15 protein-coding genes, 1 tRNA gene and 2 pseudogenes are annotated in these 16,526 nt (G+C 63.7%); 13 read left to right on the top strand and 5 right to left on the bottom strand.

The window, feature by feature from the left end; translation table 11 throughout:
- The first annotated feature begins 4 nt into the window (after positions 1–4).
- The 5 genes and pseudogenes from N5D48_RS26200 to N5D48_RS16855 all read left to right on the top strand — a co-directional run bounded on the left by N5D48_RS26200 (position 5) and on the right by N5D48_RS16855 (position 1,863).
- On the top strand, positions 5–169 hold the full coding sequence (locus N5D48_RS26200) for a DUF6708 domain-containing protein (RefSeq protein ID WP_347881633.1): 165 nt from the start codon (positions 5–7) through the stop codon (positions 167–169).
- Entirely contained in the window at positions 166–423 is a 258-nt protein-coding gene (locus tag N5D48_RS16840; RefSeq protein ID WP_279886319.1) for a PAAR domain-containing protein, read from the top strand. The genes N5D48_RS26200 and N5D48_RS16840 overlap by 4 nt, the downstream gene beginning before the upstream one ends.
- A gap of 20 nt (positions 424–443) precedes the next feature.
- Positions 444–632 (top strand): annotated as a pseudogene (locus tag N5D48_RS16845) (hypothetical protein); the annotation flags it as partial.
- Positions 633–716: 84 nt separating this feature from the next.
- Positions 717–1,609 (top strand): annotated as a pseudogene (locus tag N5D48_RS16850) (hypothetical protein).
- Positions 1,606–1,863, top strand: a complete 258-nt coding sequence (locus N5D48_RS16855) for a PAAR domain-containing protein (RefSeq protein WP_279886321.1) — start codon at positions 1,606–1,608, stop codon at positions 1,861–1,863. The pseudogene N5D48_RS16850 and the gene N5D48_RS16855 overlap by 4 nt, the downstream one beginning before the upstream one ends.
- 133 nt (positions 1,864–1,996) lie before the next feature.
- Here N5D48_RS16855 and N5D48_RS16860 read toward each other — a convergent pair.
- From N5D48_RS16860 to N5D48_RS16880, 5 genes are all read right to left on the bottom strand, one after another.
- A tRNA-Gly gene (locus N5D48_RS16860) sits at positions 1,997–2,072 on the bottom strand.
- Positions 2,073–2,136: 64 nt separating this feature from the next.
- A complete protein-coding gene (gene pgsA, locus N5D48_RS16865; protein ID WP_194791160.1) occupies positions 2,137–2,697 on the bottom strand; it encodes a CDP-diacylglycerol--glycerol-3-phosphate 3-phosphatidyltransferase in 561 nt (186 codons plus the stop codon).
- A gap of 33 nt (positions 2,698–2,730) precedes the next feature.
- Complete coding sequence (gene uvrC / locus N5D48_RS16870) at positions 2,731–4,554, bottom strand: excinuclease ABC subunit UvrC (RefSeq protein WP_279886324.1); 1,824 nt, start codon at positions 4,552–4,554, stop codon at positions 2,731–2,733.
- 9 nt (positions 4,555–4,563) lie between these two features.
- Positions 4,564–5,202 (bottom strand): UvrY/SirA/GacA family response regulator transcription factor, encoded by a 639-nt coding sequence (gene uvrY, locus N5D48_RS16875; protein WP_023631421.1) that lies wholly within the window; start codon positions 5,200–5,202, stop codon positions 4,564–4,566.
- A gap of 63 nt (positions 5,203–5,265) precedes the next feature.
- Positions 5,266–5,655, bottom strand: coding sequence for a transcriptional regulator (locus N5D48_RS16880; protein WP_279886327.1), 390 nt, complete (start codon positions 5,653–5,655; stop codon positions 5,266–5,268).
- A 637-nt stretch (positions 5,656–6,292) separates the two neighbouring features.
- On the opposite strand from N5D48_RS16880, the gene N5D48_RS16885 reads away from it, so the two are divergent.
- From N5D48_RS16885 to N5D48_RS16920, 8 genes are read left to right on the top strand one after another with little or no spacing between them, the layout of a single operon-like run.
- A complete protein-coding gene (locus N5D48_RS16885) occupies positions 6,293–7,600 on the top strand; it encodes a UDP-glucose/GDP-mannose dehydrogenase family protein (protein ID WP_279886329.1) in 1,308 nt (435 codons plus the stop codon).
- Between the two features lie 54 nt (positions 7,601–7,654).
- Positions 7,655–9,187, top strand: a complete 1,533-nt coding sequence (locus N5D48_RS16890; RefSeq protein WP_279886332.1) for a glycosyltransferase — start codon at positions 7,655–7,657, stop codon at positions 9,185–9,187.
- 16 nt (positions 9,188–9,203) lie between these two features.
- Complete coding sequence (locus tag N5D48_RS16895) at positions 9,204–10,367, top strand: PilZ domain-containing protein (RefSeq protein WP_279886335.1); 1,164 nt, start codon at positions 9,204–9,206, stop codon at positions 10,365–10,367.
- Positions 10,368–10,376: 9 nt separating this feature from the next.
- Positions 10,377–11,825, top strand: coding sequence for a sel1 repeat family protein (locus N5D48_RS16900; RefSeq protein ID WP_279886337.1), 1,449 nt, complete (start codon positions 10,377–10,379; stop codon positions 11,823–11,825).
- On the top strand, positions 11,822–13,270 hold the full coding sequence (locus N5D48_RS16905; RefSeq protein WP_279886340.1) for an alginate export family protein: 1,449 nt from the start codon (positions 11,822–11,824) through the stop codon (positions 13,268–13,270). Before N5D48_RS16900 ends, N5D48_RS16905 begins: the two co-directional genes overlap by 4 nt.
- Positions 13,271–13,282: 12 nt before the next feature.
- Positions 13,283–14,710 carry an MBOAT family O-acyltransferase gene (locus tag N5D48_RS16910; RefSeq protein ID WP_279886343.1) on the top strand — a complete coding sequence of 476 codons (1,428 nt, stop codon included), beginning with the start codon at positions 13,283–13,285 and terminating at the stop codon, positions 14,708–14,710.
- Between the two features lie 49 nt (positions 14,711–14,759).
- Complete coding sequence (locus N5D48_RS16915; protein WP_279886346.1) at positions 14,760–15,854, top strand: alginate O-acetyltransferase; 1,095 nt, start codon at positions 14,760–14,762, stop codon at positions 15,852–15,854.
- Between the two features lie 18 nt (positions 15,855–15,872).
- Positions 15,873–16,502 (top strand): alginate O-acetyltransferase AlgF, encoded by a 630-nt coding sequence (locus N5D48_RS16920; protein WP_279886348.1) that lies wholly within the window; start codon positions 15,873–15,875, stop codon positions 16,500–16,502.
- The last annotated feature ends 24 nt before the right edge of the window (positions 16,503–16,526 follow it).

Here is a 16,526-nt window from a genome sequence, read left to right on the forward strand (position 1 = left end):
TTTCATGCAGCAAGGGCCTGAAGCGCTCCCAAAATTCGTTCACCCTCCCCGCGATTGGAACAACGACGCCGAAATCAGCTTCATCCGTCGCCTGGCACCCAAGGTGAAATGGCCCGAGGCGATCGATCTGGAGTCCCGTACGGCTCCCGCAGCCGGAGAAACGCCATGAGGCCAGTGGTTCTAGTGGGGCACCAGCATGATTGCCCTGTCCATGGCAAAGGAACTGTCGAGACTGGCAGCCCTACCTATCAATTCAACGGTAGAGCGGTTGCCAGAGTTGGCGACCGCATCAGTTGCGGAGCACTGATCGTGAGCGGCAGCGCTAGTTTTCGAATCGATGGCCGACATGTCGCCGGGCAAGGCGATCAGACAGATCATGGAGGAGTATTGGTCGAAGGTGATTCCGGTTGGCTGGTCGAGTGAATACGGGATGGTGCGACCAGAAACAGGCCGTGCGGGAGAATCCATTCAGCCAGGAAGTGGAGTGCTATCTGAAAAACGGCATGGCGCAGATGGAGGAAATGAAACAGTTGCGCGTCACCGGAAATTGCACGGTAGCGGTGGAGTTGACCACAACCGTGCGCGTGAAACCGAACTTCGCCGGGGAACTGACAGCTGGAGGCGGCACCTCACCGCGACCTCAATAACACAACAGCAGGGACTAGAGCAGAACAAATAAATCCACCTATTCCCCCAGTTCACCTTGAGAAAATAATATGTCAATACAATGGATGTTCAACCAAAAAAATACAAACCATATAGCCCCAAGAATTTTCGACCAAACATATGAAATATCCAAAAATTTTATTAGCTTACACAACCCATGGGTAACAGACTCGGTATTCACGGGAAAAATGTATACCGCAATGACGGTATGCATCGCCATGTTCGCTTACCCGATATCATTCACAACAGAGGAAAATATCACACCTAACATATCCTACTACCTGCTTGCACTTGAGATACTCGTGCCTTTCACCTTCACCCCATTTCTCGCTTACAGGATTTTACTTATAAAAAAATAACCAAAATTTATTTAAACAGAAGCACCAAAAAAATATACTACCAACGTTTTGGAAGGCTTATTTCCTTTGACTGGAACAACACCGGCGGCGGCATTTTCGCACGTACCGAATTTGGCGGTGTCTCCTTCACAACCAGCTACGCACTCGCCTTCGCTCCACGCAGGGAAGACGGCAGTCTGCATAAAACGGACTGCCTCTGGATCGACAGCAACAGGCCAACCGAGTCGGATATCCAGTCTGTCGCCGAAGTCTGGGAGTACCTGCGCCACTTCATGGACCACGGTCCAGACAAACTCCCTCCCCCAGAGGAACCCAACTGGTGGCACAGGCCGCTCCACGCCATCTGCCTGACCCCAGCAGAAGCCTGGCGCCATTACGCCCCCTGGCGCACTGGCGAACCCGGTGAAATGCAAGGCAAAAAGAACTGGCAACTACCGTTCTGGGCCGTGCTGTTCCCCTACAACTTCACCCTCGCCGTTTGCTGGTACGTCATCTGCCGCCTGTTCAACGTCCGCGCCGCCCCTGCGCCAGCCGAAGCCTTCGAAGAGGCACCCGCCAAGCCCGTCAGGAGAAAGCGCAAATGAAACCCATCGTCCTGGTCGGCCACCGCCACAGCTGCCCGCTCCACGGCGAAGGCACGGTGGAAACCGGCGCCAGCGCCACCTTCGTCGACGGCAAGGCGGTCGCGCGCGTGGGTGACCAGATCAGTTGCGGCGCGGTCATCGAGACCGGTGCGCACTGCACGATCATTGAAGGCCAACCGGCGGCGAGAGAGGGAGATACGACCAGCCATGGCGGCACCCTGGCCGAAGGCGACCCTGGCTGGCTGATAGCGTGAAACAGGCGGGGGCGTTTGGGACACAGGTCGCCCGCCCAGGCGCTCGAGGACGACGAGCTCAAATCCCAGGCATAAAAAAAGAGGCCTTTCGGCCTCTTCTTCGTGATCCCAGCGACGCACTGTGGATCGAATTTGGAGCGGGAAACGAGACTCGAACTCGCGACCCCGACCTTGGCAAGGTCGTGCTCTACCAACTGAGCTATTCCCGCGTCGTGATGGGCGCCATTCTAACCTGTTACAGAACGGCGTCAACCCCTTGATTCAAAAAAACTTTTACTTCTGCTCCGAACCTTCGCGCAGGTGCGGCCAGGCGGCCAGCAGGTAATGCACCATCGACACCAGGGTCAGGCCCGCCGCCACCAGCAGCAAGCCATAGCCGAGCACCACCCAGAAGGTCAGTAGCGGCGGATTGGCCAGCAGGATCACCAGCGCCAGCATCTGCGCGGCGGTCTTCCACTTGCCGAGGTTCGATACCGCCACGTGCGCCCTCGCTCCCAGCTCGGCCATCCACTCACGCAAGGCCGAGACAACGATCTCGCGTCCGATGATCACCGCCGCCGGCAGCGTCAGCCAGAAGTTGGCATGCACCTGCACCAGCAACACCAAGGCCACGGCCACCATCAGCTTGTCGGCCACCGGGTCGAGGAAAGCGCCGAACGGCGTGCTCTGCTGCAAGCGACGCGCCAGGTAGCCGTCCAGCCAGTCGGTGGCGGCGGCGATGGCGAACACCGTGCTGGCGGCCATGTAGCTCCAGTGATAGGGCACATAGAACAGCAGGATGAAGATCGGGATGAGCAGGACGCGTAGAACGGTGAGCAGGTTTGGAATATTCATCGGTACGACTGGCTGCGAGTTGAACCCGGCATTCTACTCGCTATGCAGGCTGGCATAAATCGACTCGGCAAGCTTTTTACTGATGCCGGGGGCTTTGGCGATCTCGTCGACACTGGCGCGGTTGAGCTCCTGCAGGCCGCCGAAATGTTTCAGCAGGTCGCGCCGGCGCTTGGGTCCGACACCGGCCACATCCTCCAGGCTCGAGGTGCGGCGGGCCTTGCCGCGTCGGGCACGGTGGCCGGTGATGGCGAAGCGGTGGGCTTCGTCGCGGATCTGCTGGATCAGGTGCAGCGCCGGCGAGTCGCCCTTGAGGGTGAACTCGTGGGCCACATCGTTCAGGTACAGGGTCTCGAAGCCGGCCTTGCGGGTCACGCCCTTGGCCACGCCGAGCAGGGTCAGGTCGCTCAGGCCGAGCTCCTGCATCACCTCGCGGGCCATGTTCAGCTGGCCCTTGCCGCCATCCACCAGCAGCACATCGGGCAGCTTGCCTTCGCCGTCCTTGATCCGCCCATAGCGACGCATCAGCGCCTGGTGCATAGCGGCATAGTCGTCGCCGGCGGTGACGCCTTCGATATTGAAGCGGCGGTAGTCGGACTTGAGCGGGCCCTCGGGGCCGAACACCACGCAGCTGGCCACGGTGGCCTCACCACTGGAGTGGCTGATGTCGTAGCACTCCAGGCGCTGCGGCACCTCGTCCAGGCCCAGCACCTGGGCCAGCGCCTCGAAACGCGCGGCCATATGCTGGCGGTTGGCCAGGCGGGCGTTGAGGGCCTGCTCGGCGTTGGTCACCGCCAGCTGCTGCCAGCGCGCCCGGGTGCCGCGCACCCGATGGCTGATGGTCAGCTCACGGCCGCGCAGGACCTGCACCGCCTGGGTGATCGCGTCGAAGTCCTCGTGCACCACGTTGACGATCAGCTCGCCCGGCAGCTCGCGTTCGGCGTTACCCAGGTAGTACTGGGAAAGGAACGCGGCCATCACCTCGGCCACCTCCTCCTCGATCCCGACCTGGGGGAAGAAATGCTTGCTGCCCAGGACCCGTCCGCCGCGCACGCTGATCAGGTGCACACAGGCGCCACCGGGGTTGACGAAGGCCGCCACCACGTCGACGTCGCCGGAGCCGCCCTCCATGTATTGCTGGTCCTGCACCCGACGCAGCAAGGCGATCTGGTCACGCAACTCGGCGGCCTTCTCGAAGTTCAGGGCCATGGCGGCCTTTTCCATCTCGACGTTGAGCTCATTGCCCAACTGCTGGCTGCGGCCTTCGAGGAACATCACCGAGTGGCGCACGTCCTCGGCGTATTCCTCGGCTGCCACCAGCCCGACACAGGGCCCCTTGCAGCGCTTGATCTGGTACTGCAGGCAAGGACGGGTGCGGTTGGCGTAGTAACTGTCTTCGCACTGGCGCACCGAGAACGCCTTCTGCAACAGGCTCAGGCTCTCGCGAATGGCTCCGGCGCTGGGGTACGGGCCAAAGTAGCGGCCCTTGGCTTTCTTGGCGCCACGGTGAATGCCCAGACGCGGAAAATCCCCGTCAGACAAAAATACGTAAGGGTAGGACTTATCGTCGCGCAGCAGGATGTTGTAGGGCGGCCGCCACTCCTTGATCAGCGTCTGCTCCAGCAGCAGCGCTTCGGTCTCGTTGGCGGTGATGGTGGTTTCGACCTGGGCGATGCGCCCTACCAGGGCAGCCGTCTTCGGCGCCAGGCCGGTCTTGCGAAAATAGCTGGCCAGGCGTTTCTTGAGGTTCTTGGCCTTGCCCACATAGAGCAGGCGAGCCTCGGCGTCGAACATCCGGTATACGCCCGGGCGACCGCTGCAGGTCGCCAGGAACGCACTTGCATCAAAGGTTTGTGACATGAGGTGTGTTTACAGACTTGCGTCGACCATACCGTGGCGGACGGCCAGCAAGGTCAGTTCGACGTCGCTGGTGACCGAGAGTTTTTCGAAGATTCGATAACGGTAAGTATTGACGGTCTTGGGGGACAGACACAACTTGTCGGAGATGATCTGCACCTTCTGACAGCCGACGATCATCAGCGCGATCTGGATTTCCCGCTCCGACAGCGCATCGAACGGCGAGCCTTGCGGCTGGAACGACTTGAGCGCCAGTTGCTGGGCGATCTGTGGGCTGATGTAACGCTGCCCGGCAAACGCCAGGCGAATCGCCTGGACCATTTCGTCGAGCCCGGCGCCCTTGGTCAGGTAGCCGGCGGCCCCGGCCTGCAGCAGCCGGGTCGGGAACGGATCCTCTTCGCACACAGTCACCGCGACCACTTTCGTGTCCGGGTGGCTGCGCAGCAATTTGCGTGTCGCTTCCAGACCACCGATCCCTGGCATCTTCACGTCCATCAGGACCACGTCGGGCTTGAGCTCACGGGCAAGCTTGAGGGCGGATTCTCCCGAATCCGCCTCCCCCACCACTTGCAGGCCATCGATATCGGCCAGCATGCGCGTGATACCCGTACGCACCAGATCGTGATCATCGACCACCAGGACCCTAATCAAGCAGACACCTCGTCAGTGGGGCGATTGGATCCCGCCACCTTAACAAAATTTTTCACAAGCAACCTAGCGCAAAGCGTCATGGAAATATGCCTGCCGGTCAGGGCGACGCATGCGCAGGGTTGGCGCGTCTCCCACCTCGCCCGCCAAGCGGTTGAGCAGGTGCCAGACGGCGGCCTGGTCGGCGGTGGGCAGACGCCGGAATGCGCCCAGCAGGCGGTCCTCGTCGGCACTCAGGCTGTCCAGCGGCGCGGGCGTATGCACCCCGCTCAACACATACAGCGCATCGACCCCTCGAGCCGCCACGGCGGCGAGGTAGTCCATGCGCGGCGTACGTTCGCCGCTTTCATATTTGCCCTGGGCGTTGGGTTCCACCCCCCCGATGTCACCAAAAATGCGCTGGGTGAGCCCCAGGCGCTCGCGCTCCTCTCTGAGTCGCGGGCCGAATCCGTGCATCTGCCTTGCCTCCTTTGCATGAGTGGAAACGGGTGCGTCCGGCACCCGAGTGAATGCGTGCGCATTCGCACGGCACTATGCCAATTGGATCCAATCCTTGCAAGCCATCATTGCGCCATGGCCGCGCCAGCGCACCGGGCCGATAGTCAATATTGCGAAGTCGACAGGGGCATCGCACCCCACATAAACAGCACTCAAGAGTACGACCATCAATAACGTCCGCTGCACTCTGCCCGCCGCCCAGCCAAATAAAACTTAACACCAAGGCAAATAGCAAAAAAGAGATGCCGAAAGGCCAGCAAACGGAAAATCGCGCTCGGAAACGCCGTTTTGACGTCATTTTGTCGACAGGTAAAGGTAAATCATTTTTTTGACGCCTAACTTACAACAAACTTTATCTATTTGATTTTCAAAGATTTTTCAACTTGCAGTATCGAATTTAAAATATTTTCACAAACACCAAACAACAAGGGTTGCCGAACAAATAAAAAACTCCTTAGGATGTAAAAAGACCACCAAGAAACAGCCAGCGGCGCCACCTTCCAAGCGCGGCCTTATTCTGCGCGTCTGTCACGTAAACAACTTATTGAACGGTGTATCTCGGCGGGCCTTGCGCTCAGCCTGGGGAGAGGGATCTATGAACATCAGTATCTTTGGACTTGGCTATGTGGGCGCGGTGTGCGCCGGGTGCCTGTCGGCGCGTGGGCATCTGGTGGTGGGGGTGGACGTCGACCAGGCGAAGGTCGACATGATCAACCAGGGCCGCTCGCCGATCGTCGAGCCGGGCCTTGAGCAACTGCTGCTCGACGGCGTGCGCCAGGGCCGTCTGCGCGGCACCACCGACGTCCAGGCCGCGATTCTGGCCAGCGACCTGTCTTTGCTGTGCGTGGGCACGCCGAGCAAGAAGAACGGCGACCTGGACCTGGTCTACATGGAGGCGGTGTGCCGCGAGATCGGCGCGGCCCTGCATGACAAGGCCAGCCGCCACACCGTGGTGGTGCGCAGCACGGTACTGCCCGGCACGCTGAACAACGTGGTCATTCCCATTCTGGAAAAAGCCTCGGGCAAGAAGGCCGGTGTCGACTTCGGCGTGGCGGTCAATCCTGAGTTCCTGCGCGAAAGCACGGCGATCCAGGATTACGACTTCCCGGCCATGACCGTGATCGGCGAACTCGACCAACGGTCGGGCGACCTGCTCGAGTCGCTGTATCAGGACCTCGACGCACCGGTGATCCGCAAGTCGGTCGAAGTGGCCGAGCTGATCAAGTACACCTGCAACGTCTGGCATGCCACCAAGGTCAGCTTCGCCAACGAGATCGGCAACATCGCCAAGGCCTCGGGCGTCGATGGTCGCGAGGTGATGGATGTGGTCTGCCAGGATCACAAGCTCAACCTCTCGCGCTACTACCTGCGCCCAGGCTTCGCCTTCGGTGGCTCCTGCCTGCCCAAGGACGTGCGCGCCCTCACCTACCGCGCCGGCCAGCTGGACGTCGCGCATCCGCTGCTGGCGTCGATCATGGCCAGCAACCGCAACCAGGTGCAGAACGCCCTCGACCTGGTCACCCAGTCCGGCAAGCGCAAGATTGCCCTGCTCGGCCTGGCGTTCAAGGCCGGCAGTGACGATTTGCGCGAAAGCCCGCTGGTGACCCTGGCCGAGCAGTTGACCGGCAAGGGCTACGACCTGCGCATCTACGACGCCAACGTCGACCACGCCCGCCAGTTCGGCGCCAACCGCCACTACATCGAGCAGCAGATTCCGCACGTCAGCGCCCTGCTGCGCAGTGATCTGCAACAAGTGATCGACGAGGCCGAAGTGATCGTGCTGGGCAACAACGACGAACGCTTCGTCCAGGCCCTGAAGGTCGGCGCCGACAAGCAGGTGATCGATCTGGTCGGGTTCATGGCCGGCGCCAGCGACACCCATCGCCAGGGTATCTGCTGGTAATCCACGCCACCCACCTGGCAGCGGCGGCCCCCCGAACACAGGAGCTACAGTGACATGGAACGACGACAACAGCGCCCTTGCGTGGCCCCGGGCTACCTGCGCGCGGCCGCCAGCTTCTGCGCCTGGGCGATGCTCGCAGGGCTGATCGCGCTGGCCGCGCAGATGGTCGCACCGCAATACCTGGACCCGAACCACCACCTGTTCATCTTCATCATCGGCACCCTGGGCATGTGGCGCTACGGCAACGCCATCGTCCATTACCTGCGCGGCATGTACTTCCTGCACTGGCGCTTCCCGCGCCTGCGCCGCCAGGTCGAGCGGCTGGGCGACGCGGCGCTGCCATCGCACATGTTCATGGTGGTGACCAGCTTTCGCATCCCCACCCACACCACCTTCAAGGTGTACCAGTCGGTATTCCAGGAGGTGCAACGGCTCAAGGTGCCATGCACGGTGATCGCCTCGATCGTCGAGAAAGGCGACGAGCAGTTCATCAAGGACATCATGCGCAACGAGGTCCAGGGGCGTGACGACATCGGCCTGGTGATCGTTCGCGCCCGCGGCACCGGCAAGCGCGATGGCCTGGCCCACGCCTTCCGCGCCCTGTCGCGGCAGATGCCGCTGGACGACGCGGTGGTCGGCGTGGTCGATGGCGACACCATGATGCTGCCGGGTTGCGTCGAGCGCGCGGTCAAACTGTTCGCCCTGCTGCCGAACGTGGGCGGCCTGACCACCAATGAATTCTGCGAGGTCGAAGGCAGCCGCTGGATGCGTCAGTGGCACTCGATGCGCTTCGTCCAGCGGCACATCAACATGTGCTCGATGGCCCTGTCGCACCGGGTGCTGACCCTCACCGGACGGCTGTCGTTCTTCCGCGCCGGGGTGATGACCGACCCGGACTTCATCCGCGACGTCGAAGCCGACTTCCTCCAGCACTGGCGCCTGGGCCGTTTCCAGTTCCTCACCGGTGACGACAAGTCGAGCTGGCTGAGCCTGATGCGCGCTGGCTGGGACACCTTCTACGTGCCCGACAGCCACACCCTGACCGTGGAACACCCGCCCAGCGACAGTTTCTGGGTCGCCACCCGCCAGCTGATGTTCCGCTGGTACGGCAACTCGCTGCGGCAGAACTTCCGCGCCACCGCCCTGCTCGGCCGCGCCCGCCTGGGGTTGTTCACCCTCTACGTGCTGCTCGACCAGCGCGTGTCGATGTGGACCTGCCTGATGGGCCTGAGCGCCTCGGTGGTGGCCGGCCTGGTGTTCGGCATCCAGTACCTGCTGGTGTACCTGTTCTGGGTGCTGATTTCACGCAGCCTGGTGACGGTGCTGTTCGTCTTCGCCGGGCACCCGGTCAGCCCGATGTACCCGTTCGTTCTCTATTACAACCAGATCGTCGGTTCGCTGATGAAGGTCTACGCCCTGTTCCACATGGACCAGCAACGCTGGACACGGCAGCAGACCACCCTGGCCAACGGCAGCGTCGACTTCGACGCCAGCCTCAACCGCTGGTCCTCGAAGGCGATGCTGTGCTCCTCGATCGCCATTTTCTTCGGGGTCATCACCGTTCTTCTGGAACTCACGCAACGTTAAGGAAAGGCGCCTGCACATGAGTACTTCGAATACCCCCGCCGCCCCGGGCAAGACGGCGGCCAACATCGTCCACGAAGCTATCGACGAGCGGCAGTACGTGCGCACCCGGATGAATGCGCGGGTGCGCATGGCCGGCGCCGGCCGCGAGCCCTTCGAGGCGGACCTTGCGGATATCTCGCTGGGGGGCATCGGCCTGCTGCATGAGACGCCGCTGACCGTCGGCGCGCTGTATGACGCCTCGATCCAGCTGCGTCTGAACCAGGTCGACCTGTCGATCGACGGCAAGGTGCGCATCGTCTCCCAGCGCGGCAAGGAAGTCGGCGCCCAGTTCGTCGACCTCGACGCGCAGAAGCGCGACATCCTGCGCTACCTGATCAGCGCCTACCTGTCGGGCGAGATCGCCGACATCAATGGCCTGTTCAACGTGATGCAGCGCGAGAACTACATCAAGGAGCGCAAGCACAAGCAGGCCGGCGCCCGCAGCCCGGGCGAGCGCCTGCGGGCCGTGGCCGGCACCGCGCTGTACAGCGCCGCCGGCCTGGCGGCGCTGGCCTTCGTCGGCTACAAGGGCTACCTGCTGTTCTTCCGCGTCCCAGCCGTGCAGGCCACGGTGGCGACCAATGCCCAGGTGATCAGCATGCCGGACAACGGCTACGTGAAATACCTGCTGCCGGCGGGGGCCACCGAGGTCCAGGCCGGCCAGCCTCTGGCGAGCATCTCGACCCAGCTGGCCACCAGTTTCACCAGCCCGGCCGACATGAAGGCCCTGGCCGACCTGGCACCGGGCGATCTGCAGGCGCTGCTCGGCCGCGCCACCATCGAGACGGTGATCAACAGCCCATGCGACTGCCAGGTGTACTACCCCGCGCCGCCGCTGGATGGCTACGGCTACAAGGCCGCGCCGATGATGCACTTGCTGCCGAAGAACGAAGGCCTGTTCGTGCGCGCCAACGTGCCGTTCGACAAGCTCGCCGATGTCAGCCGCGTGCGTGCGGTGGACATGCAGGTGTTCGGCCTCGACGAGCACTTCAGCGGCAAGGTGGTCGATGCCCGCTCCGACGAGGCGAACCGCAACCTGGCCCTGACCATCCAGCCCGACAGCCCGCTGCCGGCGACCGCCTACCAGAAGGCGGTGGCGGTCGACCTGTACCTGGGCCTGCCGTTCGGCAACGCCAACTGAGGACGGGCCATGAACGCCAAGAACGCCCCTCGGCTGGTGCTGGCCGGCCTGGGCCTGGCCTGGGCGGGAGCAACCTGCGCCGGGCAGAGCCTGGAGCAGATCCGCTATGCGCTGTACAAGGATCCGAGCGCCAACGTCACCGCTGACCTGCGCGAGCTCGCCGCGCGCGGCGACCTGGCCTCCAAGCAGCTGCTCGGTGATGTGCTGGCCACCCAGGAAGGGGCCAGCCGCCAGGAGATCATCCGCCTGTACCGGGACGCCTTCGCCGACGGCAAGGGCCAGATCCCCGCGCTGGCTTCGCTGGCGCGCCTGCTCGACCGCACCCCGCGCCTGCAACGCAGCCAGGAGGGCTGGGTACGCGAGGCACTGACCCGCTACCCCAACGACCGCGATCCGCGCAGCACCAGCACCAGCCTGGAAGTGTTCCTGGTCTACCCGCAGTTGTTCCCCGGTCAGCGCGCCGCCGAACTGCTGGCCCTGTACGAACAAAGCTGCCTGCTCAACTGCCGCCCCGAGCTGTATCGCGCCGTGGTGGCCGAGCGCCAGGGCCGGCGTGACGAGGCCGAGCACTGGTACCGGCAGGCCGCGCGCATCGACCCGCGCGGCATCGAACGCTACTACCGCTTCCTCGGCGAGCGCCAGGACCCGGCGTTCCTCGCCTTCGCCCGCAGCCTGGAGCCGGAGATGGCCAGCCTGCCGGTGGAGGTGGTGCAGCGCATCGGCGCGCTGATCGACAGCATCCATGGCATCACCCGCGCCGAGCTAGACGCCGAGCGCGAGCAGCGCCAGGGCATCGCCATGGGGCCCAAGGTCGAGCCCACGCCCGAACAGCAGGCCCGCGACCAGGCCAACGCCAAGCTGCGCGCCGACGGCATCGCCGAATACCAGCGCTGGCTGGACCACGCCGTCGCCCGCGGCTACCTGCCGGCGCTGGTGTCCAAGGCCAACTTCATGATCTCCAACCCCACCGAGCACAACGCCGAGCAGGCCCAGGTACTGATCGAGCAGGTACGAACCAAGGATCCGACTCGGGCCAAGGCCCTGGATGCCGCGTTCTACATGGTCAACAACTGGCTGACCCTGGATCCGGAAAAGTCCCAGGCGCTGATCGACGAGCTGATTGCCGCCCACTACCCGGACGCCCAGCTGCTGCTCGGTGACCTGTACAGCAAGGGTGGCCTCGACCAACCCGACCAGGAGCGCGCCCTCGCCGTATGGCAAGCGCAGGCCGAGCAGGGCTCGATCGCCGCCTGGTACCGCATGGCCACGGTTTACCTGCGCGGCCGCGCCATCTGCCATGACCCGGTCAAGGCCTACACCTATGCGCGCATCGCCCTGGACCTGGGCGACACCCGGGCCCGCGGCCTGCTCAAACGGCTGGACAAGACCCTGCCCAAGGATGACATCGAGCGCGCCCTGGCCGCGCGCGGCGATCTGTTGAAGGAGGCCACCCTGTGAAAGCGCATCAATCCCTGTTCGGCGCCCTGCTCGCCCTGGCACCACTGTCAGCGGCCTTGGCGGCGGAGGAAGTCACCGGCCCGGAAGCGGACAACAGCGCCCCGGTGCGCGTGGCCAGCCTCGATGGCAGCGAGCCAGTGATCACCTCGGAGTTCTTCAACAAGCTCACCGTGCAGACCGGCTACGGGCCGGAAGACTCCCAGGTCGGCCGAGACCGCGAAGCCTTCTACAGCCTGCGCTACGAGCCTTCGTTCGCCTGGTATTCGCCGGAAAAGCGCTGGGCCAAGTGGATGGTCTATGGCCGCCTGTGGCTGAACTACGACTCCAGCCAGTCGAGCAACCTGGCCAACGAATCGACCAACAACAATGAGCGCGAGCAGCCCGAAGGCTGGTACGCCGAGCTGCGCGAGTTGTACGTCAAGCGCAACCTGATCGGCGACGACCCGCGCTTCTCGCTGTCGTTCGGCCGCCAGCGCTTCTACGACGACTACGGCATCTGGTGGGACGACAGCCTGGAGTCGGTGCGTTTCAACTACCAGGACACCTTCTCCGACGCCTTCGTCGCGGTCGGGCAGAAGTTCCACAACTACAACACCGACGTCAACTCACTGGCCGCCAGCGAGGAGCGCACGCTGTATCTGATGGGCCAGTACGCCTACCGCTGGAACCCGAACAACCAGGTCGGCGTGCGCCTGATGCACGAGAACGACCGCAGCGACCACGACATCGACGACCGCTACGACTTCAAGGGCCTGCGCTACGGCGTGTTCTTCAAGGGTGACAACCTGCCGCTCGACAGTGACTACCACCTGGAGCTGGCGGCGCTGGACGGCAAGATGGACAACACCGCCGCCAACGGTGTCACCAGCACTGGCCATGCCAGTCGGGGCTGGGCGGCACTGGGCGAGGTCGGCAAGCGTTTCGACAACCTGCCCTGGACTCCGCGCCTGGCCCTGCGCGGCGGTCTGACCGACAAGCCAGACGACGACAACGACGGCTTTCGCCTGAACCCGATCCAGTCCGACCGCATCACCCGCCAGGGCTCCTACAGCACGCGCCTGACCAGCTCGTTCGTCGCCCTCGACCTGCGCAACCTGAGCTACTACGGCCTGGCCGTGGAGACCCGCCCCACCGCGCGCAGCGCCCTGGACCTGCGCGTGACCCAGCTCAACCTGCGCGACGAGGACGGCGCGCTGCCGATCCGCATGACCGCCGATGCTCGCTCGCGACGCCAGAGCGAGATCAACGCGGGCCGCAACGGCAAGGGCGACAACGTCGGCCAGATGATCGACCTCAACTACTACTGGAAGATGTTCCCGGTAGCCCTCGACGGCAAGCACCTGGACATCAACACCCTGGTCAGCGCCAGCTACCTCGCCGCCGGCAGCGCGCTGGACACCGGTGACGACTACCAGCTGAGTGTCGGCGTGGTGATCAGCTACTAAGGACGGACCCGCATGATCTTCGCCTCCAACGTGTTCCTGTTCCTCTACCTGCCGCTGTTCCTGGCCGTCTACTACCTGGCCAGGCCACAGTGGCGCTCGCTGGTGATCGTCGCCGCCAGCTACATCTTCTACGCCTGGTGGCGCCCGGACTTCCTGTTGCTGTTCGTCGCCATCACCTGGTGGAACTACGCATTCGGCCTGCGCATCAAGGCGCGCCTGGATGCCGGGGACAAGCGCTGGGCCCTGCGCCTGCTGTGGATCGGCGTGGCCGGCAACCTGGCCACGCTGGGCTACTTCAAGTACGCCAACTTCGGCGCCGAGGTCCTGGCCCTGTTGCTGGCGCCGCTGGGCATCAATACCTGGACGCTGGAGAACATCTTCCTGCCGCTGGGCATCTCGTTCTACGTGTTCCACGCCCTGAGCTACATCGTCGACATCTATCGCAAGGACGCCACGCCCACCCGCAGCTTCATCGATTTCGCCGCCTTCGTCGCGCTGTTCCCGCACCTGGTGGCGGGGCCGATCCTGCGCTACAGCCAGCTGGCGCCACAGCTGCGCCAGCGCAGCCACTCGCTGGAGCTGTTCTCGCTGGGCGTGTGCCGCTTCATGCTCGGTTTCATCATGAAGGTGCTGATCGCCGACCGGCTGGCGCCGATCAACGTGCTGTTCATCGGCGAGGGCACCCTGCAGTTCAGCGATGCCTGGTTCGGCCTGGTGGTGTCGACACTGCAGCTGTACTTCGACTTCGCCGGTTACAGCCACATGGCCCTGGGCCTGGCGCTGATGATGGGGTTCCGCTTCCCGGAAAACTTCAACCAGCCTTATGTGTCGCAAAGCATCACCGAGTTCTGGTCGCGCTGGCACATGACCCTGGCGCACTTCCTGCGCGACTACGTGTACATGCCGTTGGTGCGCAAGCGCGTGGCCGGCGCGCTGCCGGCGCTGGTGTGGACCATGCTGCTGTCGGGCCTGTGGCATGGGGCGAGCTTCGCCTTCATCTGCTGGGGGCTGTTCTTCGGCATCGGCATGGTGCTGGAGCGCAAGTTCAACCTCGCGACCAAGGTCACCACGCCCTACCACCTGGGCCGCAACCTGCGCACCGGCCTGCTGATCGTGCTGAGCATGCCGCTGTTCTTCACCATGGACCTGCGCCACAGCCTGCAGATCTACCAGGCGCTGCTGGGTTTCAACGGTTTCGGTTCGCTGGAGCTGTACGTGCTCGGCGCCTCGAAGATGGCCATGGCCTTCGCCCTGGTGGCGTTCGCCTGGCTGCTCCTGGCCGGGATCAACAACGTGCGTTTCTACGCCGGCAACAAGGAAGGCTACTTCATGCGCCACGTCGGCGTGCTGCACAGCGTGTTGCTGTGGGGGGGCTTCCTGCTGGCGCTGAGCAGCCTGGCGGCCAACTCGTTCTCGCCGTTCCTGTATTTCCAGTTCTAGGGCAAGGCTTGAGATGCCCCCCTCCAACTTACCGTTCCGTGGAAATGCCATGTACCCAGTGATGAATTCGGCCAGCAAGGCCAACGGTGTGATCTTCGCCCTGGTGCTGGCGGCGATGTTCGTCTATTCGCTGCCACCGGTGCTGAGCTTTGCCCGCACCCAGACCGACAGCTGGAACCTGTTCGTCGACGGCAAGTTGCTGCGCAAGTTCGAGCAGGCTTACGACAAGCGCTTCTTCCTGCGCGACCCTTCGGTCGAGCTGTGGGCCGACGCCCAGTTCCAGCTGTTCGGCGAGGGCACCAAGGGCGTGGTGCTGGGCAAGGACGGCTGGCTCTACACCAACCAGGAATACCGCGTGCCCAATGACCTGGAGGCCAACCTGGCGAGCCAACTGGAGCAGATCGCCAAGGTCGAGCGGCAGTTGGCCGAGCACGGCAAGCAGCTGGTGCTACTGCCGCTGCCGATGAAGCTGGATATCTATGCCGAGCATGCCGAGCATACCTTCGACCCGCGCGTGATCAGCCTCTACGACCGCTTCGTCGCCGACCTGCAAGCACGCCAGCTGGACGTGGTGCCGCTGCGCGAAGCCTACCTGCGCAACCTGGCCGGGCCGCGGCTGTTCCTCAAGTCCGACACCCACTGGAGCCCCGACGGCGCGCGCCTGTCGGCCTACGAGCTGGCGCGCCAGCGTCCGCGACTACTGGGTGATCAGGTGTACGTCTCGCGCAAGACCGGCGACAAAGAGGTCAAGGGCGACCTGATGAACTACCTGCAGTTCGACCATGCGCGCCTCGCGCCGCAGTTCGGCCCCAGCCCGATCGCACTGTACGAGACCCTGCGCGCCGAACAGAGCAGCGACGACCTGTTCGCCGAGCAGGCGCAGAGCCTGCTGCTGGTCGGCACCAGCTACAGCAAGATCGACGACTGGAACTTCGTCGGCTTCCTCAAGGAGGCGCTCAACCGCGACCTGCTGTCCATCGCCGTGGAGGCCCGCGGGCCGTTCGAGGCGATGGGCCAGTTCCTCGCCAGCGACCAGCTGCACAACCCGCAGATCACCACGGTGGTCTGGGAGTTCCCCCTGCGCACCCTGCTTGCCCACCGTCCCGGCGCGCTGGCGCGCAGCACCCAGCCTGCTCATTTCTGACGTTTCAAGGAGATCCCGATGAAGCTTTCGTCCCTGTTCACCGCCCTCGCCCTGGCCGCCGCCAGCCATGCCGCGCTCGCCGCCGAGGGCAACGCCGACCTGTACGACGCCGTGGCGCCGGCGGACTCCGCGTTCGTGCGCGTGCTCAACCTGTCAGGTAGCAACATCGACGTGACCCTCAGCGGCAAGGTCAACCCGCAGAAGGTCGCTCCCGGCCAGCTCAGCGGCTATCGCTTCGTACCGGCCGGCAAGCACAAGATCGGCATCGGCGCCAAGGCCATCGAGCCGAGCCTGGTGGCCAACGCCGCCAGCACCGTGGTGTACGACGGCCAACAGCTGAAGCTGATCGCCGACCAGTACGTCAACGAGCCCAAGAAGGCGCAGGTGGCCTTCTACAACCTCACCCCCGCCCAAGCGATGCTGCGCACCGCCGACGGCAAGCACGAAGTGGTCAAGCCTCTGGCCAACGGCCAGACCGGCACGCGCATGGTCAACGAAATCAAGATCGATTTCGCCGCCTATGTCGGGGATCGTGAAGTGGCCAGCTTCGACGAGCTGTTCCTCAAGAAGGGCCGCTCCTACAGCTACGTGCTGCTGCCAGGCAACCGCAGCCTGAGCCTGGCCAACAGCATCGACCCCACCGAGTGACGCAGCGCCACCAGCAAGGATGAC

It is taken from the genome of Pseudomonas sp. GD03858 (assembly GCF_029840925.1).
Taxonomy (GTDB): domain Bacteria; phylum Pseudomonadota; class Gammaproteobacteria; order Pseudomonadales; family Pseudomonadaceae; genus Aquipseudomonas.

Coding starts and splice junctions, on each gene's coding strand:
- N5D48_RS16885 (WP_279886329.1), top strand. CDS start 6,293: ATGAACATCAGTATCTTTGGACTTGGCTATGTGGGCGCGGTGTGCGCC.
- uvrC (WP_279886324.1), bottom strand. CDS start 4,554: ATGTCACAAACCTTTGATGCAAGTGCGTTCCTGGCGACCTGCAGCGGT.
- N5D48_RS16895 (WP_279886335.1), top strand. CDS start 9,204: ATGAGTACTTCGAATACCCCCGCCGCCCCGGGCAAGACGGCGGCCAAC.
- N5D48_RS16840 (WP_279886319.1), top strand. CDS start 166: ATGAGGCCAGTGGTTCTAGTGGGGCACCAGCATGATTGCCCTGTCCAT.
- N5D48_RS16910 (WP_279886343.1), top strand. CDS start 13,283: ATGATCTTCGCCTCCAACGTGTTCCTGTTCCTCTACCTGCCGCTGTTC.
- N5D48_RS16920 (WP_279886348.1), top strand. CDS start 15,873: ATGAAGCTTTCGTCCCTGTTCACCGCCCTCGCCCTGGCCGCCGCCAGC.
- pgsA (WP_194791160.1), bottom strand. CDS start 2,697: ATGAATATTCCAAACCTGCTCACCGTTCTACGCGTCCTGCTCATCCCG.
- N5D48_RS16855 (WP_279886321.1), top strand. CDS start 1,606: ATGAAACCCATCGTCCTGGTCGGCCACCGCCACAGCTGCCCGCTCCAC.
- N5D48_RS16890 (WP_279886332.1), top strand. CDS start 7,655: ATGGAACGACGACAACAGCGCCCTTGCGTGGCCCCGGGCTACCTGCGC.
- N5D48_RS16900 (WP_279886337.1), top strand. CDS start 10,377: ATGAACGCCAAGAACGCCCCTCGGCTGGTGCTGGCCGGCCTGGGCCTG.
- N5D48_RS16915 (WP_279886346.1), top strand. CDS start 14,760: ATGTACCCAGTGATGAATTCGGCCAGCAAGGCCAACGGTGTGATCTTC.
- N5D48_RS16880 (WP_279886327.1), bottom strand. CDS start 5,655: ATGCACGGATTCGGCCCGCGACTCAGAGAGGAGCGCGAGCGCCTGGGG.
- N5D48_RS26200 (WP_347881633.1), top strand. CDS start 5: ATGCAGCAAGGGCCTGAAGCGCTCCCAAAATTCGTTCACCCTCCCCGC.